Below are 22,808 nucleotides of genomic sequence, written 5' to 3' on the forward strand. Positions count from 1 at the left end.
CGACGGCCGGGGCGATTCAGGCGGGTCTTTCGGCGGCGACTGCCAGCTTGCGGGCGGTCTCCGGGCTGATCCGGGCGCCGCCGGCGATCAGCAGCCGGTCCAGGCCTGAGACGTCTGCGATCAGGCAGTCACGTGGCAGGCCGTGCACGGTGATCGAGCCGCTGCCGTCCAGGACGAGCACCGCCTTCACCGGGATGGGGAGGCCGACCACGGTGGACAGGTGCCGGCCCACCTCCGTGGCGGTCCGGCGGGCTTCCGCGATGTAGCCCGGCCGCCGGCCCTCGCTTTGCAGAACATCCCCGGCGACCAGCACGCGGGCCCGCCCGTGCCCGAACACCAGCACCGCGTAGACGCCGCCCGGGCCGATGGCGAGGAACCGGTCGGCGACCGGATCCGGGAACTCGTGGGCGGTGACCCAGTCGACGATGTGCCAGGCCGGGCCGAGCCGGGGGAGCGACCGCACTCCCGCGGCCGGGCGGCGGCGGAACGAGGGCCAGCGCTTCGGGCTGTCGTTCATCCATCCATGTAACCGCAGCTATGCGAAATGCGGGGCCGGGGCTGGCTGGGCAGCAGAACAAGGGGCGGGTGGGCGGCTATGCGAAGAGCAGGTCGAGCTGGGTGTCCAGGGCGGACAGCGCCTGCTCGTCGGAGTACTGGCCGCCGAGCAGGTAGAGGCCCAGGCCCTCCATCAACGCCAGCACGCCGGCTGCGCGAGCGGGGGAGCCGTCGGGCAGCAGGCTGGCGATGAAACCGACCATCCGCGCGGTGTCCTCGCGCAGCGCCGGCGTGGTCGCGGGGCGGACCGCGGTATAAGCCAGGAAAGCCAGCGCCACCCGCCCGTCGGCCCGGGAGTCGTCGTCGAGCGGGAGCAGCGAGGTCAGCAGGGTGCGCAGGAGCAGCCGCGGCGCCGGGGAAGGGCCGAGTGCCTGGACCGCCGCGGACACCCGGGCCTCGCTGCGGTCCCGGACGACGTCCAGCGCGAACGTCATCATCTCGTCCTTGGTGCCGAAATAGTGCTGCACCATCCCGGCCGAGACACCGGCCTCGGCGGCCACGTGCCGCAGACTGACCGCTTCGAGGCCCTGCTCGGCCGCGACCCGCATCAGCGCGTCGGCGATCAGGGTCCGGCGTTCCTGGTGATCGACCTTCCTGGGCATGGCGTCGATGCTTTCACGAGGCGGCCGGCGCGACTGTCCCGGCCGCGCCGTCCACTGTGATGAGCTGCCCGGGGGTGATCCGCGTGGTCGCCCCGGGCACGCTGATCACCGCGGGAATCCCGTACTCGCGGGCCACCGTCGGCCCGTGCGCCATGATCGCGCCGGTTTCGGTGACCAGGCCGGCGGCGGTGAGGAACAGCGGGGTCCAGGCCGGGTCGGTGGTGGAGACGACCAGGATGTCGCCGGGTTCGACGTACGCGGTGGCCGGGTCGTGCACGATTCGCGCCGGCCCGGTGGCCCGGCCCGCCGAGGCGCCCACTCCGCGCAGCCCGCCGGGCGCGGCCGACAGCAGCGTCTCCACGTCGGTGCCGTCGGAGAGCAGCGCCACCGGCACGTGCCGCCGCCGCGATTCGATCCGGTGCACGGCTTTGCGCTCGGTGACGAGGGAGCGCTGGTCAACGCCGTTGTGCACGGCCGCGTCCACGTCGTCGAGGGTCAGGAACATGATGTCTGCCGGGTCGGTGAGCAGACCGTTTCCGGCGAGTTCGGCACCGATCAGCAGCAGTTGCTCGCGGACCGACCGCAGCCGGTAGAGCCCGGCGAACTTCCCGGACTCCCGCAGACCCAGCAGCGTGCGGGCGCGGCGCAGCAGGAAGAGGGCGAGGCGGCCGCGGACCGGCCGCCGCCATTTCACCCGCACGGCGAGAGCTGCCAGTGTCGCTTCCGCCTTTTCGGTGGTACGCGCAAAGCGCACATCCGGCGCCTGCTCCGGATCGGTGACGCGCAGATAGTTGGCGAGCGCCGCGAACACACCGGTCGGGTCCTCGGCCCACCGGGGCACGCCGAGATCCGCCTCGGCGGGGCCGCGGTGACCGTATTCAATCAGGAACGCGTCGAGCCCGATGTCCGGTAGAGCGCCGTCACGGTAGCGGGCGGCCAGTTCGGCGGGTGGCGTGTCGAGCAGCAGGTCGCGGTGCATCCCGGCGTCCCGGGCCAGTCGCCACAGCGCCAGGTCCATCTGGATGGTCACGTTGTCCGGCAGGCCGCCGAGGACGGTGTGGATCTCGTCCTGGTCGGCGAGGCCCTTGAGGAGCGGGCCGGGCAGCGAGGCCGCGAGCAGCCCGGCGACGATCGGCCACGTCAGGTCGTCAGCGGCATCGCTGGAGTCGTTTGCGCGTACGAAATCGAGCCTTTGACCTGCTGTTTTCAGCTCAGCCGGCGCATTGGCGGAATCGCGCAACCGGTCGACGGCCGCCTGCAGACGCAGGCGTGCCGTCTCCGGCCGGGCCAGCGCCCGGGTGATGCCGGAGATCGCGCGGCCCGCCGTCTTCAGGCCGTCCGCCGAATTGGTGGCCTGAGCGGTCCTACTGCCGGCGTCCGGTGCGAAGCGGGGGTCGGCGAGGACGTGCTCCATGGCGGCCTGGGCGCGCGGGCCGAAGTCCACCGCCATCAGCTTGACCAGGCGTTTGCGGGCGGTGCGGTGGCGTGCGAGGTCGGTGAGATCGCCGTAGAGGCGGCCGCCGATGTCGACGATCTCGGTACGCATGCCGAGCGCCGCCGTCATCGCGGCGATGATCTGCTTGAGCCCGGCCATGCCCATCGGCGTGACCGGCTGCAGCATGCCCTGGACGTGACCGAATTCGACATAGACGCGGGGGAGCGGACCGTCGGTGGCCGGCGGTAGCGGGAAGAGCGTGGTGATCGGGCGCGACTGCAGGAGCCAGAGCGTGCCGTCGTGGTCGTAGGCCCACTCGATGTCCAGCGGGGTGTCGCCGCCGAGCCGCTCGCCGACTGCCTTCAGCTCGGCCAGCTGCGCGACGGTGAGGCATCCGCGCGTGGGCGTGCTGCCGTCGAGCACGTAGTGGTCGGCGTCGGTGGTGCCGTCCACGACGCCGGTGCCGAGCCCGGCGACCGCGTCGACCAGCATCTCGGTGCGGTTGCCGGTCAGCGGGTTGGCCGTGAACAGCACCCCGGCCGTGGCCGCGCCGACCATCCGCTGCACGATCACCGCCATCTGCAGGCCGGCGTCCGGGACGTCGTGCGCCGCCCGGTACGCCACCGCGCGCCCGCCGTGCAGCGACTCCCAGCACTTGGCCACCGCCGCCAGCAGCTGCTCCGCCCCGTCGACCTCGAGAAACGTCTCGTACTGCCCGGCGAACCCGGCCTCCGGCAGGTCCTCGGCGGTGGCGCTGGACCGGACCGCGACCGGGCCTTCACCCAGCGCCCGGTACGCCTCGACGATCTCGGCCTCGGGCAGCACCCCGGTCCGGTGCGCCTCGGTGGTGACCACGAAGCCGGGCGGCACGCGCTCGCCGCGACTGATCAGGCCGGCCAGTCCGGACGCCTTGCCGCCGGCCAGCTCGGTCCGGTCGGCTTCCGGCAGCGGGATCACCAACATGGCCGGCTCCTTTGCAATGCGACTGTATTGCAACGACCGTACCCGGTTTGGCGATGCAGTTGCAATGTCGCGCATCGGGCAGCGCGGAACATCGTCACCGGTCTATCTTGTCCGCGTGAGCGTCTCGACCTCGTACTACCAGCGCATCGGCGGTGAGCCCGCGGTCAGCGCCGCGGTCGCCGCCCTCTACCGGGTGATCCTCGCCGACGACCGCCTGACCGGCTACTTCGCCGGCGTCGAGCTGGACCGCCTCTCCCGGCACATGGTGGCCCTGCTCAGCCAGGTCCTCGGCGGCCCGGCCGACTACACCGGCCGCGACCTGCGCGGCGCCCACCGCCGCCTCGGCATCACCGCCGCCCACTACGACCTGGTCGGCGCCTACCTGATCGGCGTGCTGGCCGGTCTCGGCGTCGACGACGAGGTCCTCGCCGCGGTCCGCCAGGTGCTGGCCGCCTCCGCCGAGGACGTCATCGAAACCGGTTGACCCCCTCTGACAAGATCACCGCATGCTGCCGCTGCGGATCATCAAGGGCGACGCGACCAGCCCGCAGGCCGCCGGGCCGAAGATCATCGCCCACGTGTGCAACGACATCGGCGCCTGGGGCAAGGGCTTCGTCGTGGCGCTCTCCCGGCGCTGGCCCGAGCCCGAGCGCGCCTTCCGCAGCTGGCACCGCGACCGGGCGCGCAACGACTACGGCCTCGGCGCCACCCAGTTGGTTCAGGTCACCCCGGACGTCTGGGTGGCCAACATGGTCGGGCAGCGCGGCATTCGTACGGCTCGCAGCACCGGCGTGCCGATCCGCTACGAAGCCGTGCAGAAGTGCCTGCACGGGCTGGCCGAGCACGCGGTCAGGCTGGAGGCGTCCGTGCACATGCCGCGGATCGGGTGCGGCCTGGCCGGCGGCAAGTGGGAGCGCATCGAGCCGATGATCGTGGACGCGCTCGGCGCCCGGGACGTCCCGGTGGTGGTCTACGACCGTGATTGAGCGTTCCGAGGAGCTGCTCGACGAGTTCGCCGCCCGGCTCGCCGGGTTCCTGGGCGAGCGCGGGTTCGAGGCCGACGAGTGGACGTTCCGGCGTTACGGCCCGTCCCGGGACGCGCTGATCGTCGAGTTCCAGAAGGCTGGACTCTGGTCGCCGCAGGAGGCGCACTTCCACATCAACGTCTCCTTCTCGCTGCGCCCCAAATGGGAGCACGACCGGGTCCGGCTGGAGTTCCCCGGCCCCGCACATCACGGACGCGATCCGCGCTTACGCCCTGACCAGGCCGATCGCATGAGCAGCAAGGCGGGGGTGGCGACCTAGAGGGTGGCGCGGAACTCCGGCCAGGTGCCCCAGAAGCGCTCGACCTCTTCGATGATCGGCTGCAGGCTGGTGGCGATGTCGCGCGGGACCGGTGTGCCGTCGTCCCAGCGCGGCGCTGATGGCAGGTAGTAGAGCCCGCCGCGCACGCCCGGTTCGACACCCAGGGTGAGCACATGTCCGTCGATCTCGAACTGGCGGGCGAAACGGCCGTGAGTGCGCAGGATGGCGCCGGTGTGGTGTTGCGCCTCCTGACGGTGCAGCTCCCGGACGGTCATGGTGTCCTCCTCAGTCGGCGGGGTGTGACCCCGGTAACAGTGGATACGCCGGGAAGCGGCCACCGGTTCACTCCGTTCTGCGAGCTGACCGGCTACGGAAAGTGATATTAGTGAGACGTGCGCGTGTCGCGTCTCCTGCGAACCACGGGCTGGCGGTTCGCGGCCGCCCCGCTCGCGGTGTGGCTCGCGCTCACCCTGACGGGCGTGGCCGGCCTGGTCTGGCTGGAGCGCGGCGGGCGGGAGACCCTGGCCCAGCGGTTCCAGTTGCGGGTGCAGCTGGTCGCCGACTTCGTCACCAGCTACGTCGCCGACCTGATCGAGCGGGAGCGGGTGCAGGCGGAGGCCTTCCTGACCGAGCCGACGGTCGACGAGCGGGACTTCTTCCGCTCGGTGAACGCGTTCGGCTATCCCGCGGCGGTCCTGCTGGACAGCCGGGGGCGCGCGCTGCACGTGGCGCCCCGGGACACCACGATCACCGGGCGGCAGCTGGCCGACCTGTACCCGCATCTGCGTACCGCCACCTTCGAGGGGCAGCCGGCCGTGTCGCCGGTGGTGCCGTCCGCGGCCCGGGGCGAGCCGGTGGTGGGTTTCGCGGTGCCGTTCGACACCCCGTCGGGCCGGCGGGTGTTCTCCGGCGCGGTGGAGATCGCGCGGAGCCCGCTCGGCGTCTACCTGAGCTCGGCGATCTCGATGAGCGGGGTGAAGCTGCATCTGATCGACGCTTCCGGCGTGATCGTCGCGTCCAACCATGAGCACGCCGGTTCGCTGCCGACGCTGGCGGTGAACGAGCCGCGCCTGACTGGCGCCCTGGCGGAACGCTCCTCCGGCCAGTACCTGGAACAGGACGGGCGCTGGCAGTACGCGTCGCACACCATTCCCGGGACACCGTGGCGGCTGTCCGCCTCGGTGGCCGAAGAGGTCCTGTACGCGCCGGTCGCGGGCGGTGAGATCGGCGGCCGGGCCGCGGTGGTCGCGGCCGCCGCCGTCGGACTGCTCGTGGTGGTGGCCGCCGGCCGGGCCCGCCGCAACCGCCGCGAACTCAAGATCAGCGAGGAGCTGTTCCGGAAGGTGTTCGACGACTCCCGGATCGGCATGACGCTCAACGACACGACGGGCCGGCTGATCCGGGTCAACCCGGCGCTGTGCCGGATGCTCGGGCGCGGCGAGAGCGACCTGGTCGGGCGCACGTATCAGGAGATCACCCACCCGGACAGCCGGAACGCCGGCGTGAACGACGCGCGGGACTGCTTGGCCGGCCGGGCTGCCGGGTTCACCGTCGACAAGCAGTACCTGCACGCCGACGGCAGCATCGTGGAGGCCTCGGTGACCGGCGCGGTGCTGCGCGACGAGCAGAACCGGCCGCAGCTGTTCGCCACCCAGGTCGTCGACGTCACCGAGCGCCGGGCCTTCGAACGGGCCCGCGAGCAGCACGAACGGGAACTCGCGGAGCGCGCCGACCAGCTGCAGCAGGCCAACAACCAGATGGCCGACTTCATCGCGATGCTCACCCACGACGTACGCCAGCCGCTCACCGGCATCGTCAGCGGCGGCGAGGTGCTGCTCGACGACTGGACGGGCATGGACGACGAGACCCGCCAGCGATACGTGCGGCGGATGACCGCGGCCGGCCGCCGCGCCGACCACATCGTCACCGAGATCCTCACCCTCGCCCAGCTCGACGCCGGCGCGATCGCCACCCGGCCGGTGGTCCTGGACGTGCACGACGCGGTGCGCCAGGCGGTGACAGCCGCGGACGTCCCGGTGACGGTGACCGCGCCGGACGAGGCGCCGGCCTTCGCCGACCCCGTCCACCTGCAGCTCATGCTCGGCAACCTGATCAGCAACGCGGCGAAGTACGGCAGTCCGCCGTACGAGATCGTCGTGGTCCGGTTGCGTGATCGGGTGCAGATCCGGGTGGCCGATCGCGGCGAGGGGGTGCCGGAGGAGTTCGTGCCGCACCTGTTCGACCGGTTCGCCCGGGCCGACACCGGCATCGCGACCGTGAAGCCGGGCACCGGGCTGGGGCTGCACTTCGTCCGGCAACTCGCGGACGCGAATGGCATCGAGGTCGGATACCAGCCGGGTACGGCGTACGGTGCGGTCTTCTTTCTGATGTTGCCGGCGACGGCGCCGGGGCATCTGGGAACCGGCAGCCGTTCGGTCGTGCTGCCCCGCGACTTCGACCGGCAGATAGCGGACAGAAACTGACCGGTACGCCGGTTAGCGTCGGCGGTATGAACGTTGTGCCCGATGGCTACCACACCGTGACCCCGTGGATCATCTCGCGCGGCGACACCGCGCAGGTGATCGACTTCCTCGTGGCCGTCTTCGACGCCACCGACCTGGGCCGGATGGAGGTGAACGGCGTGATCGGCCACGCCGAGGTCCGCATCGGCGACTCGGTCGTGATGCTCTTCGACAAGCCCGAGTGGCCGCCGACCCCATCCTTCCTGCGCCTCTACGTCGCCGACGACGCGGAGGTGCTCGCCCGGGCCGGCAAGCTCGGCGCCCGCGTCGTCACCGAGCCGACCGAGCTGTTCTGGGGTGATCGGGTCAGCCGCTTCCAGGACCCCTACGGCAACCTGTGGTGGATCCACCAGCGGGTCGCTGAGCTCACCGAGGACGAGATGAACGCCCGCCTGGCCGACCCGCAGTTCGCCGCCAACATGGAGTATGTGCAGAGCGCCGACTTCCGCCCGCGGCTCTGAAAAGCTTTCCGGGGTCAGGGTCTGCTTTCCGGTTCCGGCCTTTTCGGGGGTACGAGCTACGCCGCTCCGCCGCAGTCGTCGCCGTTCCCGCCGTTCCGCGCGAGCCGGCCGCGGGGGCACGGCAGCGGGCGCGACCGCCGGGCTCATCCTGCCGGTCACGCTCAAACCACAGCCACCCGCCACGGAACCGCAGTCGCCCGCCACGGAACCGCAGTCGGCCGCCACGGAACCGCAGTCGGCCGCCACGGAACCGCAGTCGGCCGCCACGGAACCGCAGTCGGCCGCCACGGAACCGCAGTCGGCCGCCACCGAGGCGCAGCCTCCGGCCAGCGAACAGCAGTCGCTGGCCACCGCACAGCATCCACCCGGCCAGCGAACAGCATCCACCGGGCCAGCGAACAGGATCCGCCGGCCACCGAGCAGCAATTGGCTGGGCGGTGGCAGACAGCGCGGACGCGCGGCCGAGTCCGCTTTTGGTGGCTGTTCGATCACTAAGCCGCACATCAGCGCTGCCTGGTGGACGGTGAAACAGCGCTACCGCAGGGCCCCGTGATCAACTGAGGCCGAATCGCCGCCTTAGCCGCTCGCTGGCGACGTCACCCGCTTCAGCGCTGGTTCCGCCTTTCCGGCTGGGCACGGGGAGCGGCTTGCACGGCCGGAGACGGCGCTCAGCGCGGGCCGCGAGTCGATCCGCGGCGTGGAGCGCGATGATCAGGTGAGCCCAGCGGTCATGCCGACAGGGCGTCGCGGCGCGTCGGCTGGGCGTCGCGGCGCGTCGGCTGGGCGTCGCGGCGCGGCGGGCGGGCGTCGCGGCGCGCCGGCAGGACGTCGCGACGCGGCGGGCGGGCGCTCCGTGGCACGAGTTGCGCGCGGTGGTTGATCACCGTGACCGCCGCAACTCCCAGCCGGAGGTCTGCCAGGCCGGTTCCAGGGGGCCGGCTGGGAGTTATTGCTGCCTCCGGCGGCGTGAACGGTGCATAGCTGCCAGCCGGGTGGTCGAAAAGTCCGAAAATACGGGGCTGGCTGTGACTTACGGCCGACACCCCCTTGTTTGCCGCCCCCGATCAACCAGCATGGCGGCGAACGTCCATCGCACCCGACCGGCTTCGGCAACGCATGACCAGCAGTGCCGTCCCGGTGACCGCGCTAACGTGCGGCTGAGGCCTCGTTTCGCAGCCAGTTGATCACTCGGCCGCTTGGGGAGGCTGTCTCACCGTCCGGGAGACAGCGCTGGCGGGCGGCTCGATGATCGACAAGGCCGAAAATGGGGCCCCGGCCGCGCACCGGAGAGCTGTCGCCCCGCCGAACCACCAAACCATGAGCCGTTGTGCGGGTTGCGCTCACACCGTCATGGCTGCCCAAACTTCACACGGTTCGGCCCGAACAGTGGCGGGCGCGGGGAAGGGGGCGGCGGATCTCGGCCAGGCCCAGCCCGAAGCCGAGCACTGCGGTGGCCTCACAGTGGCGGGCGCGGGGAACTGCGGTTCGGCAGGGTGGGTCCGGAAGCCTCGTGGTCTCAGACCGGGGTGGCGCGCTGGACCACCAGGCCGCGGGTGACCTCTGGACCGCAGGTGGGGTCGGGGGTGGTGACCTGGCCGACGACGGCGACCTCTGCACCCTCGCGCAGCCCGTCGACGGGTGTGCCGGTCAAGCCCCAGAGCCGCTCGCCGACGCGCAGCATGGTGCACTCGCCGAAGCGTTCGACGGTGCCGGTCAACGTGCGCTCGCCGAACGGGAGCCCGCCGGGCAGTTCCCCAGCCGACGGCGAAGGCGCTGCCCCGGAAGGCGCTGCCCCGGACGGCGTGGAAGGCGCGGCCCCGGAAGGCGTGGAAGGCGCGGCCCCGGAAGGCGTGGAAGGCGCGGCCCCGGAAGGCGTGGAAGGCGCGGCCCCGGATGGTGCGGACGGCGTGGCACCGGAAGGCGCGGACGGTGAGGCGGGCCCGGGCGGCTCCGACGAGCAGGCGGCCAGCACGACCCCGGTGATCAGCAGGATGAGGATGCGCCGGATAGCTGTCATACCGGTTCAGACGATGACCGGCGAGGCGCGGCTCCCGGCTGTCACCTGTCGTGGAAACGGCCGTAACGCCGCAGCAGCCGCCACTGCACGAAGACCGCGGCCACGGTGAGCAGCAGCATGATCAGGGTGGCCGCGGCGGCGTAGCCGTACCGCAGGTATTCGAAGGCGTTGCGGTAGGCGAACAGCGGGATGTACGTGGTCGCGTAGGGCGGCGGTCCGCCGTCGGTGACCACCAGCGCGGGCACGAACGAGAAGTGCAGGCTCTGGATCACGTCGCGGACCAGCAGCAGGCCGAGCACCGGCGCGATCAGCGGCAGGGTGATCCGGCGCAGCACGTCCCAGCTGGTCGCGTCCTCCAGCGCGGCGAGTTCGTACACGTCGCGGGGCAGGGCGCGCCGGGCGGCGAGCAGGATGATGAACGTCTCGCCGATGGTGAACAGGCTCATCAGGATGATCGCGGCGCGTGCGTCGGTGGGGTCGGTCAGCCACTGCGGCGGGGTACGCCCGAACGCGGTCAGCCCGTTCTCCCCACCGATCCGCAGCACCTGGCTGATCGGCCCGTACAGCGGGTTCAGCAGCCACAACCAGAGCAGGCCGTAGGCGATCTCCGGCACCGCGGTGGGCAGCACCGCCGCGGTCCGCGCCGGGCCGGCCGCCACCGCCCGGCGGTGCAGCAGCAGGGCCAGGCCGAGCGCGATCAGCAGCCGTAGCGGCACCGCGATCGCGGCGAAGACCAGCGAGTTGAGCAGCGCGGTCCGGAAGATCGGGTCGGCGGCCAGCTCGGCGAAGTTGCCGGTGCCGGCCCACCGCGGCGGCCGGATCAGGTCGTAGTCGGTGAAGGCCAGGGCCAGGGTGATCAGGAACGGTCCGAGCACCAGGACGATCAACCCGATGAGGTACGGCGTGAGCATCCACCGCAGCTGCCGGTGCCCCCGGTCCCGGTTCACCGGGTCGCCACCCGCCGGCCGGTGGCGGTGTCGAAGACGTGCACGTCGGACCAGGCCACACTGACCCGCGTCGGGTCACCAGCCGCCGGGCGGCACGCGGCCGGGACCCGTGCGGCGAGCACACTGTCGACGCCGGGGAGCCGCAGGTACGCGTACGCATCCTCGCCCACCACATCGACCCGCTCGACCGTGACCGGCGTGCCGGAGCTGGTGAGCCGCACCGCCTCCGGGCGGAAACCGAGCAGCCGGCCCGCGGCAGGCATCGCCGGCATGCCGTCCGGAACCACCGGCCCGTCCGCGGGCAGCAGGTTCATCGCCGGCGAGCCGACGAACCGGGCCACGAACACCGTCGCCGGGGTACGCCAGATCTCGTCCGGCGTGCCGACCTGTTCCAGGCGGCCGTCGCGCAGCACCGCGATCCGGTCGGCCAGCACCAGCGCCTCGGTCTGGTCGTGGGTGACATGCACCGAGGTCACCCCGAGCCGGGCGTGCAGCGCCTTCAGCTCGGCGCGGGTCTCCACCCGCAGCTCCGGATCGAGGTTGGACAGCGGTTCGTCGAACAGGAACAGGTCGGGTTCGCGGACCAGGGCGCGGGCCAGCGCGACCCGCTGGCGCTCGCCGCCGGACAGCTGGCCCGGCCGCCGGTCCAGCAGATGCGCGCAGCCCACCGAGGCGGCCGCGTCGGTGGCCCGCTTACGGGCCTCGGCCCGGGAGGTGTCGCGGACCTCCAGACCGAAGGTGATGTTGTCCAGTGCGGTCAGGTGCGGGAAGAGCGCGTACGACTGGAACACCATGGACACGTTGCGCCGGCCCGGACGCAGCCCGGTCACGTCGCGTCCCTGGATCAGCACCCGCCCCTCCGCGACCGGGTGCAGGCCGGCCACCAGGCGCAACAGCGTGCTCTTGCCGGCGCCGGACGGCCCGAGCACGACCAGCAGCTCACCGCGGTGCACCTCGAGGTCGAGGTGGTGCAGCACGCGGGCGTCCCGGTACGCGGCCGAGACGCCCTCCAGCACGAGCCCCGCGTCGGTCATGCATTGATCATTGCGGATACTCACCCCGGGCGAACAGGGGCCGGGTCTGTTCGTCCAGTTGCCGGATCACGACGTCCAGGCGATCGCCGCGGTACATGGCGTTCTCCAGGATGCCGCCGGTCACGTCCTCGATCTCCGGCCAGGTCGACACGGTCGGCAGCGCCCGTACCGTCGGGATCGCGTCCAGGAACACCTTGGCGCTGCGCGGCGGCTGCGAGGGGCCCAGGAAGGCCGGGCTGGTGGAGACCTCGATGTGCGACGGGACGGTCCGCCCGGTCGCTGCGATGATCTTCTGGCCCTCGGCGCTGATCGCATACTCCAGGAACTTCCAGGCGGAGTCCTTGTTGTCGCTGCCCTTGGTCAGGCAGTACGCGTCCGAGTGCAGGATGCCGACCGGCTTCTGGTAGATCGGCAGCGGCGCCACATCCCACTCGAAACCGGTGATCGACCGGAACGTGGTGGTGGACCGCCGCGACGACAGCACCATCGCCAGCCGCCCGTTGACGAAGCGTGACTCGTCGTCCTCCGCCTCCACCTCCTCGTCGGTCGGCACCACCCCGTACGCCAGCCGCAGGTCCACCAGGTTCTTCAGCGCCTCCTTCGCGGCCGGCGAGTCCAGGGTGAGCCGCGTCGGCCGGACCGGGTCGTCGACGATGTCGGCGCCGTTGGACCAGACGAACGGCGCCAGCCGGATGATCGACGGCTCGATCCCGAGCCCGTGCACCGCCGGCCGCTGCACCGCGCCCTCGCTCTCGGTGGCCCGGATGACCCCGCCGTTGGAGTCGCGGGTCATCGCGGTGGCCGTGGTGAGCATGTCGTTCCAGGTCCACCCCGCCTTCGGCAGCGGTACGCCGTACTTCTCGAAGAGCGTCCGGTTGTAGTAGACAGCCAGGCTGGAGACGTTCTGCGGCAGGCACAGCTGCTTGCCCTGCCACTTGAACGCGTCCATCGCCACCGGGTAGTAGTCGCCCGGGTCGATCTTCTCGGACGCCGCGATCCGCTCGTCGAGCGCTTCGATCGTGTCCTTGACCGCGAACTGGCCGTAGAAGCGGTAGTTCATCAGGAACAGGTCCGGCGGGTTACCCCCGGCGATCGAGGTCGACAGCTTGGTGAGCAGGTCCTCGCGGTCGCTGGCCTCGACGAGTTGCACGGGCTCGGAGTACGAGCCGATCAGCGTCCGGTACGCCTCCAGCTCCTCCGGCGCGCCGAACACCAGCAGCTGCACCGGCTTGTCGTCCTCATCAGCGCTGGGCGAGCCGCAAGCGGCCAGCGCCACGCACAGCAGTAGGGCAGTCAGACGTCGCAAATCTCATCTCCTGAACGAGTCGGGGCGCAGGAACCACCGCTGGGCCAGCACGAAGACGATCACCGGGGGCAGCGTGGCCACCACCGCGCCGGCCAGGAAGACCGGGAAGTTGGTCGGGTCGAGCACCGACAGCGACCGCAGGGCGAGCGGCAGCGTGAACAGGTCCCGGTCGTAGAGGTAGACGAGCGGATCGAGGAAGTTCGACCAGGTGAGGATGAAGCTCAGCGCGGTCAGGGCGGCGGTCACCGGGCGCACCACCGGCATCGCGAACCGCCACCAGGTCTGCGCCGGGGTCAGGTCGCAGAGCCGGCAGGTGTCGTACAGGTCGGACGGCAGGCCGCGGAACGCCAGGTAGTAGACGAGGACGTAGAGCGGTGAGGCGCCGAGCAGGGCCGGCGCGATCAGCGGGACCAGGGTGTCGGTCAGCCCCAGGTACCGGAAGATCACGAAGCGGGGGAGCAGCAGGGCGGTGGCCGGGGCCATCAGGGCCAGCAGCGACGCGGTCACCACCACGGTGACCAGGCGTCGCGAGGAGCGGGCCAGCGCGAACCCGGCCCACGCGGCGACCAGGACGCTCAGCGGCACCGCGACCACGGCGACGATCACCGAGTTGAGCGTGGCCCGCCCCAGCCCACCCAGCGACCACGCCTGCTCGTACCCCGCGGCGGACACCGGGTCGGGCAGCAGCCGCGGGGTCGGCGGGGGTGGCTGACCCGGCTCGGTCAGCGACCCCGACACCAGCAGGAGCAGCGGTGGCACGAACACCAGCAGGACGAAGACCGCACCCAGGGTGCGCCACCACCGCGCCGCCATTACTTGCTCAGGTCCAGCTTCCAGGCGCTCAGACCATGTGAGGCCGCATAGAGGATCCGTTTACCGGGTACGACCGTCAGGCCGGTGACCTCGACGTTGGGCATACCGCCCGCCGCGCGGACCCAGGCGCTCGTCCCGCTGGGCAGGCGCAGCACCCCGAAGTCGGTGGCGGTGTAGAGGTCGCCGGTCACGTCGTCGCGGACCAGGTCGGTCAGCGGCTGGTCACCGAGGTTGTGCGACCGGTCGGTCCAGGTCGACGCCCCGCTCGCCGCGACGGTCACCTCGAACGCGTGCCCCGGTGTCGCCGGCGTGTTCGAGTTGAACCCGCTGTACGAGATCCACGCCCGGCTCGCGTTCCTGGGATCGGGGTAGATGCTGCTGACGAAACGGTTCGGCAGCTGCCGGTCGTCGTCGATGCGGGTCCACTGCACCGCCGAGGCGGGCTCGGCGTCCACGTTGCGGGAGATGAACACCCGGCCGGTGGTGGTGGCCGCCCACGCGGTCGACGTGTCTGCGGGGGAGCGCTCGATCGCCGCCATGGCGCCGCCGGCCTTGTCACCCCAGAGCACGTCGGTCAGCGCGGTCGGGCCGAGCTGCGCCCAGTCGCCGCACTGCTCCTCGAACGTACCGGTCCAGGTGTTGCAGATCCGGTTGGCCTCCTCGATGGTGCGGTCGCCGAGGCCGAAGGTCTTGGTCCGGTACGCGGTGAGCCCGGTCCCGGCGAACATGGTGCCGCTGACCTTCGGGTCGCTGATCACCGGCGCGTAGAACTGCGTGTTCGGCTGCGCGTCGATCGGCTCGCCGACGTAGATCCAGCTGCCGGTGTCACCGTTGTTGAAGTTCACCTCGATCTGCACACCGGTGTACGTGTGGAACCGGAACTCCGGCCGCGCCACGTCCCAGCCCGACTGCCCGCCGTCACCGATGATCGTGTTCAGCCAGCGCCGCTTCTCGCCCTTGTTCTCCCAGGTGCCGTTGTCCTGGGTGCCGCCCTGCAGCAGGTTCGCGTCGTGCGGGCTGACCGACAGGCTCATGAACTGCAGCGTGGACAGGCCGTCGTTGATGTCGTCGAGCCGCGACGGGATGCGCGACAGCATCTGCTGGCAGCGGGCGAGCTGCGCGGGGTTCAGGCCACGCTGCGGGTCGTCGCACCAGTCGGACCGGTTGACGAATTCACCGCTGGAGCGGGACACGCCGCCGTCGTTGGACTCGAAGAACTGGAACGGGTTGCGCGGGTTCACCACGATGTCGTGCTGGTCCGGGTGCAGGCCGTTCGGGTGCAGCTCGTCGGTGCCGTCGAAGGTCATGTCGGTGCCGCTCACCCCGGCGTCGGTGGAGAGCACCACCGCGCGCTTGTTGGCGATGGTCTCGCCGTAGACGTACGACCCGCCGGTGTAGACCATGTCGGGGTGCCCGTCGGGGGTGTGCACGAAGATGTCGTACCAGCACTGCGCGCCGCACTGGTTGTAGGTGGCGTAACCCGGGTCGGCGACGTTCGCGCTGGTCAGGTCGGTGAACGCCGGGGCGCCGGTGGCGACGTCGTCGCTGCGGAACAGCCGGGAGTACGGGGTGCCAACGTTGCCCTCGTAGACGTACATCCGGGTCTTGCCGTTCGGCAGCCTGGTCACGTCGAAGGCGGCCCGGGTCTGGAACACGGTCGGGGCCAGCGACGGCTTGATCTGCGTCCAGGTGGCGCCGGCGTCGGGGGAACGCCAGATGCCGCGGGCGTACGACGACGCGTACACGATCTTGCTGTTGCCGGGGTCGAGCTCGATGTGGCGCACGCCGCGCGGCGAGCAGGTCGAGTTGTTGGTCCACTCCTCGGTGCTGCCGGTGCACTGCGCCGGGTCGGCCGAGCCGTTGTGGATGAACTTCCACGTCTTGCCGGTGTCGGTCGACTTGTAGAGGCCCCACTTCGCGGCGTCGGGCACCGGGCGGGTGATGCCGCTGCAGCAGACACTCGACATCCCGCGCAGGGCGGTGGTCGTCGCCACGTACAGAGTCTTCGGGTTGCCCGGCTCGACCACGATCTCACCGAGACCCTTGCCGCCCAGCTCCTTCTTGCCCAGCGGGCCCTGCCAGGTCAGGCCGCCGTTGGTGGACCGGTAGAGGCCGACGCCGGCGACGCAGCCGGAGGCGCAGATGTTCGCCTCGCCGGTGCCGACGTAGATGGTCAGCCCGGTCGGGTCGTTGCGGTCGATGGTCACCGAGCCGGCCGCGTTGATGCCGAGCGGGCCGCCGAGGTACGCCCACTTCGGCTTGGCGGCGAGGATGTCCAGGGTGGCCCAGACGCCGCCACCGGCCGGGGTGATGTAGGCCCGGCAGAACCCGGGACGGCAGCTGTGGCTGATCGCGATCGAGGTGGTGCGGCCACCGGCCACGTACTCGTTGGGCACGTAGTTGAACGCGTTGCGGAACTCGGTGAACGGGTAGAGCGCCTCACTCGGGCCGACGTTGGTCCAGCGGTTCTGCCGGATCCGGCCCTGCGGCGCCGAGCGCTTGTCGGCCGCGCTGAACGCCGTCCGCGACTGGTCCACCTGGGCGACCTTGATGGTCTGCGCCGGGTAGGCCCGCTCGTCGAACTCGCCCAGCCCGAGCGCGCCCGGGCTGTCCAGCACGCCGTGGTTGGGTGCGGCCTGGCGCATCGCCGCCAGGTGGCCGCCCAGGGCCCGTGGCATCTCGCCGCCACCGGCCGCCACCCCGGCGGCCGGCACGACAGCGCCCGCCAGGTGAACGCCTGCCACCCCGGTTGTGGCTACGAGAGCCCCGATGAGAGCACCGATGAAGATCTGCCGCCGTCGCCGGTTCAAGGGGACCGCCTCTCATCGGTGACTATCACTGTCACGCCTCCCAGGAGGGTTTCAAATCCAGTGATCGATAACAATGTCTGTGGTGGGTTCGGGCGGTCCGTCGCATTGGGCAGACCCCGGTGGGCCAGGATGGCGAGCATGGATGAAACCCTGGCCGCCCGGATCCGCGCCGCCGAGCTGGTCGCCGCCGCCGGCACCGAGGCGTGGCCGGTGGCCCGCCCGGCCTACGCGGAACTGCTGGCCGGGGACCTGCTCGACGAGTCGGCGGCCCGGATCGCCGGGGCCGCGCCGCGCGAGCGTGATGCCGTGCGCCGCGCCGAGCTCGACACGTGGCAGGCGCGCATCGAGGACCTGATCCGCGGCCGGGAATCGGCCCGCAAGGAGCTGGCCGAGGTCGGGGCACGGTTGCCGCTGCCGGTCCCGGCGCTGACGTGGGCACGCCTGGCGGTGCAGGCCGGCCAGGTGGCCGCCGGGCTGGCCGCACACCCCATCGGGGTACGCCGTGACTTCGCCCGCGTCGCCCGGGTGCTCCTGGACGAGACCCCGGAGCGCTGGACCCCGTACAGCGGCGTGGCGACCCTGTGGGTCCTCATCGACGATGCCGGCGACGTCCACGTCGAACCGAACCGGCGCTCCCTCCTCGCCCCCGCCGAGAGCGACGGCATCCACGCCGCCGGCCTGCTGCCGGGCAAGGTCGCGCAGCGCCTCCGCGACAGCGGCCACCGCTGCGTGGCGCTGATCCACGGCGACACCTGGGAGAACTGGCGACCGATGCTGCCCAGCAACGACCACGCGGCCCTGGCTACCGCGCGCCACCGCGACGGCCCCACCCACCAGTTCCACCTGTGGTTCACCCGCCACGGCCTGCTGCGGCCCCGCATCCGCTTCGCCCCGGATGTCCGGCCGGTCGTCGAGGACGCCGCATGATGGATCACCGGCACCGGTTCGCCTAGGGTGATCACGTGGCTGGGGTGACGGTGGTGGGTGCCGGGGTGATCGGGCTGAGCGTCGCCCACGAGCTGGCCGGGGCGGGTCACCGGGTGCGGATCCTGGCGGCGCAGGACGCGGCGGCGAGCACCTCCGGGGTGGCGGCGGCGATCTGGTTCCCGCACGACGTCCAACGGTCCGGATCGGTGCTGGACTCGGCGGCGGTCACCTATAAGCGGTTCGAGGAGTTGGCGGGGGATCCGCGTACCGGGGTCGCGATGCGTGCCGGCACCGTGCTGTCGCGGCGGACCGACGCTGATCATTCCTGGACGCGGGCGGTGCCGCATCATGAGCCGGCCGACCCGGCCGGGCTGCCGGGCGGCGCCGGCGGGGTGCGCTGCACCGTGCCGCTGATCCAGACCGACGTCTACCTGGCCTGGCTGCGCGCCGAGGTGGAGGCGCGGGGCGTGGAGATCCGCACCGCCGAGGTGCGGTCCCTGCCGGAGGACTGCGACGCGGTGGTCGTCGCGGCCGGTCTGCGCTCGGCCGAGCTGCTCGGGGACGACGACCAGGCTTATCCGATCCGCGGGCAGGTGGTGCGGTTGGCCAACCCGGGGCTCACCGAGTGGATCACCGATGAGGACAATCCGGAGGGCCTGGCGTACGTGGTGCCGCGCCGGCACGACGTGGTCTGCGGCGGCACCGGCGAGGCGGGCTCCTGGGACCGGACCGTCGACCCGGAGGTCGAGGCCGGGATCCTGCGTCGGGTCACCGCGCTGGTGCCCGAGCTGGCCGGCCAGCCGATCCTGTCCCGCGGCGTCGGCCTGCGCCCGGCCCGCTCCACCGTCCGGGTGGAGGCCGTGCCCGGGCACTCCCGGCCGGTCTTCGCCTGCTACGGCCACGGCGGCGCCGGCTTCACCCTGTCCTGGGGCGACGCGGCCCGGGTCGCCGCCCTGATCGGAGCCGGATGAGCCTGCGGGTCATGACGCTCAACGTGTTCTCGCCGGAGAACGCGGACTGGGAGCGGCGCCGGCCGGTGCTGCGGGCCGGGATCGCGGCGCTGCGTCCCGACCTGATCGCCCTGCAGGAGACGGTCGACGAGGAGGATCTGCTCGGGCCGGGCTATCACGTCGTCCGGCACTCGCAGCGATCGGCGAACGGGGTCGGCGCGGCCTTCGCGAGCCGGTGGCCGGTCGGGACCGTACGCGAGCTCGACCTGCGGGTCACCGACCGGGTCGACCTGCCCTGGTCGGCGGTGGTGACCGGCGAGATCGACACGCCGCACGGCCGGCTGCTGTTCGTGCACCACAAGCCGACCTGGCAGATCGGGTACGCCCGCGAGCGCGAGGTGCAGGCGGTTGCCGCGGCCCGGTTCGTCGAGGAGCACGCGGGGGACCGGCACGTGATCGTGGCCGGCGACTTCGACGACACGCCGGACTCCGCGAGCATCCGGTTCTGGACCGGCAGGCAGTCGCTGGACGGGATCAGCGTCGCCTACCGCGACGCCTGGGAGGCGGTCCACCCGGACGATCCCGGGCACACCTTCACGCCGGTCAACCCGCTGGTGCGGGGTGGGGAGATGCCGCTGGAACGGGGACGGCGGATCGACTACGTGATGGTCCGGTGCGGGGTGCACGGGCCGGTCGTCGACGTGGTGGGCTGCGAGCGGGCGTTCGCCGAGCCGGTCGACGGGGTGTGGGCCAGCGATCACTTCGGCGTCGTGGCGGATCTGGCGGTGCCCGGCGCGGCGTAGGGTCGGCTGATGCACGAGCTGACCCGGCCGGTGATCGTCGCTCCGATGGCCGGTGGGCCGTCCACACCCGCCCTGGTCAGGGCCGCGGCCGAGGCCGGCGCGATGGGGTTCCTGGCGGCGGGCTACAAGACGCCGCAGGCGGTCGAGGGTGAGGTTCGGCAGGTCCGGGGGGTGCCCTACGGGCTGAACATCTTCGTCCCGGTGCCGGCGCCGGCTGATCCGCGGCCGCTCGAGGAGTACCGGCGGCGGCTCGAGCCCGAGGCGCAACGGTACGGGGTCGAACTGCCCCCGCTGCGGCTGGACGATGACGATCACTTCGCGGCCAAGATCGAGCTCGCTGTCGCGTACGAAATCCCGCTCGTGAGCTTCACCTTCGGCGTGCCGCAGCCGGACGTGGTGCGCGCCCTGCGCGCGGCCGGCAGCACCGTGCTGATCACGGTGACCTCGGCGGACGAGGCCCGGCGTGCGCTGGCCGCCGGGCCCGATGCGCTGGTCGCGCAGGCCGGCACGGCCGGCGGACATGCGTCAACCACCGATCCGTACGCCTACCGCGGCACCACCGTCGCCACCGAAGTCCTGGCGTCGGTGCGAGCGGTGACCGACCTACCGATCATCGCTGCCGGCGGCACCGGCTCGGCCGCCGACGTCCGGCGGTTGCTCGACGCGGGCGCCGTCGCCGTCCAGTGCGGCACCGCGTTCCTGCTCGCCGACGAGGCCGGCACCCGCGATGCCCAGCGCACCGCGATGCTTTCCGGCGCCTCCACCGAAACCGTCGTGACCAGGGCGTTCACCGGCCAGCCGGCGCGGGCGCTGCGCAACCGGTTCACCGACGCCTTCCCGGACGCCCCGGTGGGCTACCCGGCGATCCACCACCTGACCGCCCCGATCCGCGCCGCGGCCGCAGCCCACGGCGACCCCGAGGCGCTGAACCTGTGGGCGGGCACCGCCTTCACCGCAGCCCGCCCGGCCCCGGTCGCTGATCTGCTCGCCGCACTTTCGCAGTAACGCTGCTTGCATGTATCTGCTAGAAATATCTGGCAGATACATAAGGGGCGGTAAATCATGGCTCGATCCAGTCAGACCCAGATGGCGGTCCTCGGCGCGCTCAGCATCGAGCCGATGACGGCCTACGCGTTGCGTGAAGCCATCCGTGACGTGCTCGGCCACTTCTGGAGCGAGAGCTTCGGCCAGATCTATCCCACGCTGCACGCCCTCGAGGAGGAGGGGCACGTGCGGCGCCGCGACGGGGCCCGCGCCCGGTCGTCGATCTTCGAGATCACCGCGACCGGCACCGCGCGCCTGATCGAGCTGCTCAGCGAACCACCGCAGGAGACGCCCGCCCGCAACGGCCTGATGTTGCGGCTGTTCTTCGGCCGCACCCTGGGCCGCGACCGCTGCCGCGAGCTGCTGCTGTCCACCCGCAAGGTCGCCGAGAGCCGGCTCACCGAGTACGAGGAACTGCTCACCCGCCTGGAAGCCGAGGAAGGTCACCTGCCCGACTGGCCGTTCATCCGCATCACCATCCGGGCCGGCATCCACCACTCCCGCTCGACGATCGCCTGGGTCGACGAGTCCCTCGACGCTCTGTCCGGAGGACCCTCATGAGACGCGCCCGCCTCAACTTCGCCATCTTCTCGATCGCCGCGATCGGCGCCGGCTGGGCCGGCCTCGCCCTCGACCGGGCGTCCGGCGAGACGGCCTCCAACGAGGTCGCCTTCAGCAACAGCGACGGCACGCTCGGCCAGCTGATCTTCATCCTCGGCCCCGCGGTCGCGGGCCTCGCCCTCTACTTCCTCTCCCGCGACGGCGCCGGGCCGCTGGGGCTCACTCTGCGCTTCCCGCACCGTACGCGGTGGTTCGCCTTTTCCGCCGCCTTCTACCCGGTCGCGACCGTCATCGTGGTGGCCGCTGCCCTCATCGCCGGAGCGGCCACCTTCTCCTGGGCCCCGGATCCGGGTCAGCCCACCTTCCTGGCCGCGTTCCTCACCGTCTTCGCCGTCCAGCTGATCAAGAACCCGCTCGAGGAGTTCGCCTTCCGCGGCTACGGCACCCGCACCGCCACGGCCCTCGGCCTGCCCGGCCGCGTCACCCCGCACCTGCTGGTCGGCGCGGTGTGGGCGGCCTGGCACCTGCCGCTGTACCTCATGTGGACCTCCGAGGCCGACATGCGGCTGGTCACCTCCCTGTCGATGCCGCTGTTCCTCCCGCTGATGTTCGCCGGCCTGATGGCGGCCGCCGTCCTGTACGGCGAGATGCGCATCCGCACCGGCTCGATCTGGCCGGGCGTGCTGATGCACAGCGTCTGCAACGCGGTCGTGACACCACTGCTGATCGGCGGTCATCTGAGCTTCGAGGGCCATGCCGGCGTCGTCTTCTCGCCGGTGGCCTCCGCGGTGCTGATGACGGTGCTCACGGCCGCCGCCGGCCTGTTCCTGGTCTCCCGCCGGGGCCGCACCACCGCAACACGCACCGACATGGCCCTGTCCGGCTGAGCGCGGCGTAAAGTCGCCCGGGTGCAGCGGGTGCTCGTCGTCGGGATGTCCGGGGCGGGCAAGACCACCGCGGCCCGCCGTGTCGGCCACGCCCTGGGTCTGCCCTTCCACGAGATGGACCCGCTGGCTATCGGCCCGGACTGGTCGACCCGGCCGGCGCTCGTCGCCGACGTCGACGCGATCCTGCGCCGGCCCGCCTGGATCTTCGACTCGTGGGGATACCCGCAGGTCCGCGACGCCATGTGGGCCGCGGCGGACACCGTGATCTGGCTCGACTACCCGCGCCGGGTCGTCCTGCTCCGGCTGCTGCGCCGCTCGCTGCAGCGATCCTGGCGCCGGGAGCGGCTCTTCGGCGGCAACGTCGAACGCTGGCGGGGATGGCTGGAACGCGACCACCCGTTCTGGCACGCGGTCACGACATTCGGCGCTCGTCGGGCGTACCTCGCGGGTCGAACTGCCCGCGCAACCCATCTGCGGACCGTGAGCCTGCGCAGCCCGGCCGAGTTCGAGGACTGGCTGGGAAATGCGTTGCCGGCCGGGCGGGCGGACCGATAGAACCGGCGTCCTCAATGACCAGATCCAGGGCGACCTGACCGCCGGGCGCCGGCGCCCGGAATGGCTCTGGGTCGCGCTGCGCGGCGGCCGCGTCACCACGCGGGCCGGCTGGTGGTCGCGGCCCGGCGATGCGCAACTGCCGGCCCGGCAGTCCGCCGAGGAGCAGTATCGCGACGAGTTGGAGCGGTACCCGACCCCGCACGACTGGTGGCGGGTCGCGACGCTGCCCGGCGGGGAGCCGGCCGGGTTCGTCATCCCGGCCTGGCGCTGACCGGCATTGACGCGCCTCCCTACCTTCGGCGTTGTCGGCG

At 71.8% G+C, this 22,808-nt stretch carries 23 protein-coding genes; 13 read left to right on the top strand and 10 right to left on the bottom strand.

Annotated features, from left to right (window positions below):
• Positions 1-16: 16 nt before the first annotated feature.
• The 3 genes from OHA21_RS08075 to OHA21_RS08085 all read right to left on the bottom strand — a co-directional run bounded on the left by OHA21_RS08075 (position 17) and on the right by OHA21_RS08085 (position 3,555).
• Positions 17-517 carry a hypothetical protein gene (locus OHA21_RS08075; RefSeq protein WP_328471776.1) on the bottom strand — a complete coding sequence of 167 codons (501 nt, stop codon included), beginning with the start codon at positions 515-517 and terminating at the stop codon, positions 17-19.
• A gap of 76 nt (positions 518-593) precedes the next feature.
• Positions 594-1,157, bottom strand: coding sequence for a TetR/AcrR family transcriptional regulator (locus OHA21_RS08080; RefSeq protein WP_328471778.1), 564 nt, complete (start codon positions 1,155-1,157; stop codon positions 594-596).
• 13 nt (positions 1,158-1,170) lie between these two features.
• A complete protein-coding gene (locus OHA21_RS08085; RefSeq protein WP_328471780.1) occupies positions 1,171-3,555 on the bottom strand; it encodes a PEP/pyruvate-binding domain-containing protein in 2,385 nt (794 codons plus the stop codon).
• Between the two features lie 115 nt (positions 3,556-3,670).
• Here OHA21_RS08085 and OHA21_RS08090 point away from each other — a divergent pair, with 115 nt between their 5' ends.
• The 3 genes from OHA21_RS08090 to OHA21_RS08100 are packed head-to-tail and all read left to right on the top strand — an operon-like array spanning position 3,671 to position 4,860.
• The gene (locus OHA21_RS08090) at positions 3,671-4,039 is read left to right on the top strand and encodes a group I truncated hemoglobin (RefSeq protein WP_328471782.1); all 369 of its coding nucleotides are present in this window, start codon (positions 3,671-3,673) and stop codon (positions 4,037-4,039) included.
• Between the two features lie 22 nt (positions 4,040-4,061).
• Positions 4,062-4,541, top strand: coding sequence for a macro domain-containing protein (locus OHA21_RS08095; RefSeq protein WP_328471784.1), 480 nt, complete (start codon positions 4,062-4,064; stop codon positions 4,539-4,541).
• The gene (locus tag OHA21_RS08100) at positions 4,534-4,860 is read left to right on the top strand and encodes a hypothetical protein (RefSeq protein ID WP_328471786.1); all 327 of its coding nucleotides are present in this window, start codon (positions 4,534-4,536) and stop codon (positions 4,858-4,860) included. The genes OHA21_RS08095 and OHA21_RS08100 overlap by 8 nt, the downstream gene beginning before the upstream one ends.
• Here the strand turns inward: OHA21_RS08100 and OHA21_RS08105 are convergent.
• A complete protein-coding gene (locus OHA21_RS08105; RefSeq protein ID WP_328471788.1) occupies positions 4,857-5,135 on the bottom strand; it encodes a hypothetical protein in 279 nt (92 codons plus the stop codon). The genes OHA21_RS08100 and OHA21_RS08105 overlap by 4 nt on opposite strands.
• Positions 5,136-5,252: 117 nt before the next feature.
• Here OHA21_RS08105 and OHA21_RS08110 point away from each other — a divergent pair, with 117 nt between their 5' ends.
• Together OHA21_RS08110 and OHA21_RS08115 are read left to right on the top strand one after the other, a co-directional pair.
• The gene (locus tag OHA21_RS08110) at positions 5,253-7,343 is read left to right on the top strand and encodes a sensor histidine kinase (RefSeq protein ID WP_328471790.1); all 2,091 of its coding nucleotides are present in this window, start codon (positions 5,253-5,255) and stop codon (positions 7,341-7,343) included.
• A gap of 26 nt (positions 7,344-7,369) precedes the next feature.
• Positions 7,370-7,843, top strand: coding sequence for a VOC family protein (locus tag OHA21_RS08115; RefSeq protein ID WP_328471792.1), 474 nt, complete (start codon positions 7,370-7,372; stop codon positions 7,841-7,843).
• Positions 7,844-9,359: 1,516 nt separating this feature from the next.
• On the opposite strand, the gene OHA21_RS08120 is transcribed toward OHA21_RS08115, so the two are convergent.
• From OHA21_RS08120 to OHA21_RS08145, 6 genes are all read right to left on the bottom strand, one after another.
• Positions 9,360-9,560, bottom strand: coding sequence for a hypothetical protein (locus tag OHA21_RS08120; protein WP_328471794.1), 201 nt, complete (start codon positions 9,558-9,560; stop codon positions 9,360-9,362).
• A 341-nt stretch (positions 9,561-9,901) separates the two neighbouring features.
• Complete coding sequence (locus OHA21_RS08125; RefSeq protein WP_328478333.1) at positions 9,902-10,771, bottom strand: carbohydrate ABC transporter permease; 870 nt, start codon at positions 10,769-10,771, stop codon at positions 9,902-9,904.
• 32 nt (positions 10,772-10,803) lie between these two features.
• Positions 10,804-11,841 carry an ABC transporter ATP-binding protein gene (locus tag OHA21_RS08130; RefSeq protein WP_328471796.1) on the bottom strand — a complete coding sequence of 346 codons (1,038 nt, stop codon included), beginning with the start codon at positions 11,839-11,841 and terminating at the stop codon, positions 10,804-10,806.
• A 7-nt stretch (positions 11,842-11,848) separates the two neighbouring features.
• On the bottom strand, positions 11,849-13,147 hold the full coding sequence (locus OHA21_RS08135) for an ABC transporter substrate-binding protein (RefSeq protein ID WP_442875077.1): 1,299 nt from the start codon (positions 13,145-13,147) through the stop codon (positions 11,849-11,851).
• Between the two features lie 3 nt (positions 13,148-13,150).
• The gene (locus OHA21_RS08140) at positions 13,151-13,960 is read right to left on the bottom strand and encodes a carbohydrate ABC transporter permease (protein ID WP_328471798.1); all 810 of its coding nucleotides are present in this window, start codon (positions 13,958-13,960) and stop codon (positions 13,151-13,153) included.
• Positions 13,960-16,770: a sialidase family protein gene (locus tag OHA21_RS08145; protein WP_328471800.1), complete on the bottom strand. Its 2,811-nt coding sequence runs from the start codon at positions 16,768-16,770 to the stop codon at positions 13,960-13,962. Before OHA21_RS08145 ends, OHA21_RS08140 begins: the two co-directional genes overlap by 1 nt.
• A gap of 138 nt (positions 16,771-16,908) precedes the next feature.
• On the opposite strand from OHA21_RS08145, the gene OHA21_RS08150 reads away from it, so the two are divergent.
• From OHA21_RS08150 to OHA21_RS08185, 8 genes are read left to right on the top strand one after another with little or no spacing between them, the layout of a single operon-like run.
• Positions 16,909-17,697 carry a hypothetical protein gene (locus OHA21_RS08150; protein ID WP_328471802.1) on the top strand — a complete coding sequence of 263 codons (789 nt, stop codon included), beginning with the start codon at positions 16,909-16,911 and terminating at the stop codon, positions 17,695-17,697.
• Between the two features lie 35 nt (positions 17,698-17,732).
• Complete coding sequence (locus OHA21_RS08155) at positions 17,733-18,668, top strand: FAD-dependent oxidoreductase (RefSeq protein WP_328471804.1); 936 nt, start codon at positions 17,733-17,735, stop codon at positions 18,666-18,668.
• A gap of 11 nt (positions 18,669-18,679) precedes the next feature.
• Positions 18,680-19,450 carry an endonuclease/exonuclease/phosphatase family protein gene (locus OHA21_RS08160; RefSeq protein ID WP_328471806.1) on the top strand — a complete coding sequence of 257 codons (771 nt, stop codon included), beginning with the start codon at positions 18,680-18,682 and terminating at the stop codon, positions 19,448-19,450.
• A gap of 9 nt (positions 19,451-19,459) precedes the next feature.
• Positions 19,460-20,455 carry a nitronate monooxygenase gene (locus OHA21_RS08165; protein ID WP_328471808.1) on the top strand — a complete coding sequence of 332 codons (996 nt, stop codon included), beginning with the start codon at positions 19,460-19,462 and terminating at the stop codon, positions 20,453-20,455.
• Between the two features lie 57 nt (positions 20,456-20,512).
• Positions 20,513-21,055 carry a PadR family transcriptional regulator gene (locus OHA21_RS08170; RefSeq protein WP_328471810.1) on the top strand — a complete coding sequence of 181 codons (543 nt, stop codon included), beginning with the start codon at positions 20,513-20,515 and terminating at the stop codon, positions 21,053-21,055.
• Positions 21,052-21,942, top strand: a complete 891-nt coding sequence (locus OHA21_RS08175) for a CPBP family intramembrane glutamic endopeptidase (protein WP_328471812.1) — start codon at positions 21,052-21,054, stop codon at positions 21,940-21,942. The genes OHA21_RS08170 and OHA21_RS08175 overlap by 4 nt, the downstream gene beginning before the upstream one ends.
• Before the next feature lie 21 nt (positions 21,943-21,963).
• Entirely contained in the window at positions 21,964-22,497 is a 534-nt protein-coding gene (locus OHA21_RS08180; RefSeq protein WP_328471814.1) for a hypothetical protein, read from the top strand.
• On the top strand, positions 22,466-22,768 hold the full coding sequence (locus tag OHA21_RS08185) for a hypothetical protein (protein ID WP_328471816.1): 303 nt from the start codon (positions 22,466-22,468) through the stop codon (positions 22,766-22,768). Before OHA21_RS08180 ends, OHA21_RS08185 begins: the two co-directional genes overlap by 32 nt.
• Positions 22,769-22,808 lie beyond the last annotated feature (40 nt).

Origin of the sequence: Actinoplanes sp. NBC_00393 (assembly GCF_036053395.1) — a bacterium.
GTDB lineage: Bacteria > Actinomycetota > Actinomycetes > Mycobacteriales > Micromonosporaceae > Actinoplanes.

Bases quoted from the DNA above. Each gene is read 5' to 3' on its own strand.
- OHA21_RS08170 (WP_328471810.1), top strand. From the start codon at position 20,513: ATGGCTCGATCCAGTCAGACCCAGATGGCGGTCCTCGGCGCGCTCAGC.
- OHA21_RS08075 (WP_328471776.1), bottom strand. From the start codon at position 517: ATGAACGACAGCCCGAAGCGCTGGCCCTCGTTCCGCCGCCGCCCGGCC.
- OHA21_RS08185 (WP_328471816.1), top strand. From the start codon at position 22,466: ATGCGTTGCCGGCCGGGCGGGCGGACCGATAGAACCGGCGTCCTCAAT.
- OHA21_RS08105 (WP_328471788.1), bottom strand. From the start codon at position 5,135: ATGACCGTCCGGGAGCTGCACCGTCAGGAGGCGCAACACCACACCGGC.
- OHA21_RS08085 (WP_328471780.1), bottom strand. From the start codon at position 3,555: ATGTTGGTGATCCCGCTGCCGGAAGCCGACCGGACCGAGCTGGCCGGC.
- OHA21_RS08160 (WP_328471806.1), top strand. From the start codon at position 18,680: ATGACGCTCAACGTGTTCTCGCCGGAGAACGCGGACTGGGAGCGGCGC.
- OHA21_RS08140 (WP_328471798.1), bottom strand. From the start codon at position 13,960: ATGGCGGCGCGGTGGTGGCGCACCCTGGGTGCGGTCTTCGTCCTGCTG.
- OHA21_RS08175 (WP_328471812.1), top strand. From the start codon at position 21,052: ATGAGACGCGCCCGCCTCAACTTCGCCATCTTCTCGATCGCCGCGATC.
- OHA21_RS08115 (WP_328471792.1), top strand. From the start codon at position 7,370: ATGAACGTTGTGCCCGATGGCTACCACACCGTGACCCCGTGGATCATC.
- OHA21_RS08130 (WP_328471796.1), bottom strand. From the start codon at position 11,841: ATGACCGACGCGGGGCTCGTGCTGGAGGGCGTCTCGGCCGCGTACCGG.
- OHA21_RS08095 (WP_328471784.1), top strand. From the start codon at position 4,062: ATGCTGCCGCTGCGGATCATCAAGGGCGACGCGACCAGCCCGCAGGCC.
- OHA21_RS08150 (WP_328471802.1), top strand. From the start codon at position 16,909: ATGGATGAAACCCTGGCCGCCCGGATCCGCGCCGCCGAGCTGGTCGCC.
- OHA21_RS08125 (WP_328478333.1), bottom strand. From the start codon at position 10,771: ATGCTCACGCCGTACCTCATCGGGTTGATCGTCCTGGTGCTCGGACCG.
- OHA21_RS08165 (WP_328471808.1), top strand. From the start codon at position 19,460: ATGCACGAGCTGACCCGGCCGGTGATCGTCGCTCCGATGGCCGGTGGG.
- OHA21_RS08080 (WP_328471778.1), bottom strand. From the start codon at position 1,157: ATGCCCAGGAAGGTCGATCACCAGGAACGCCGGACCCTGATCGCCGAC.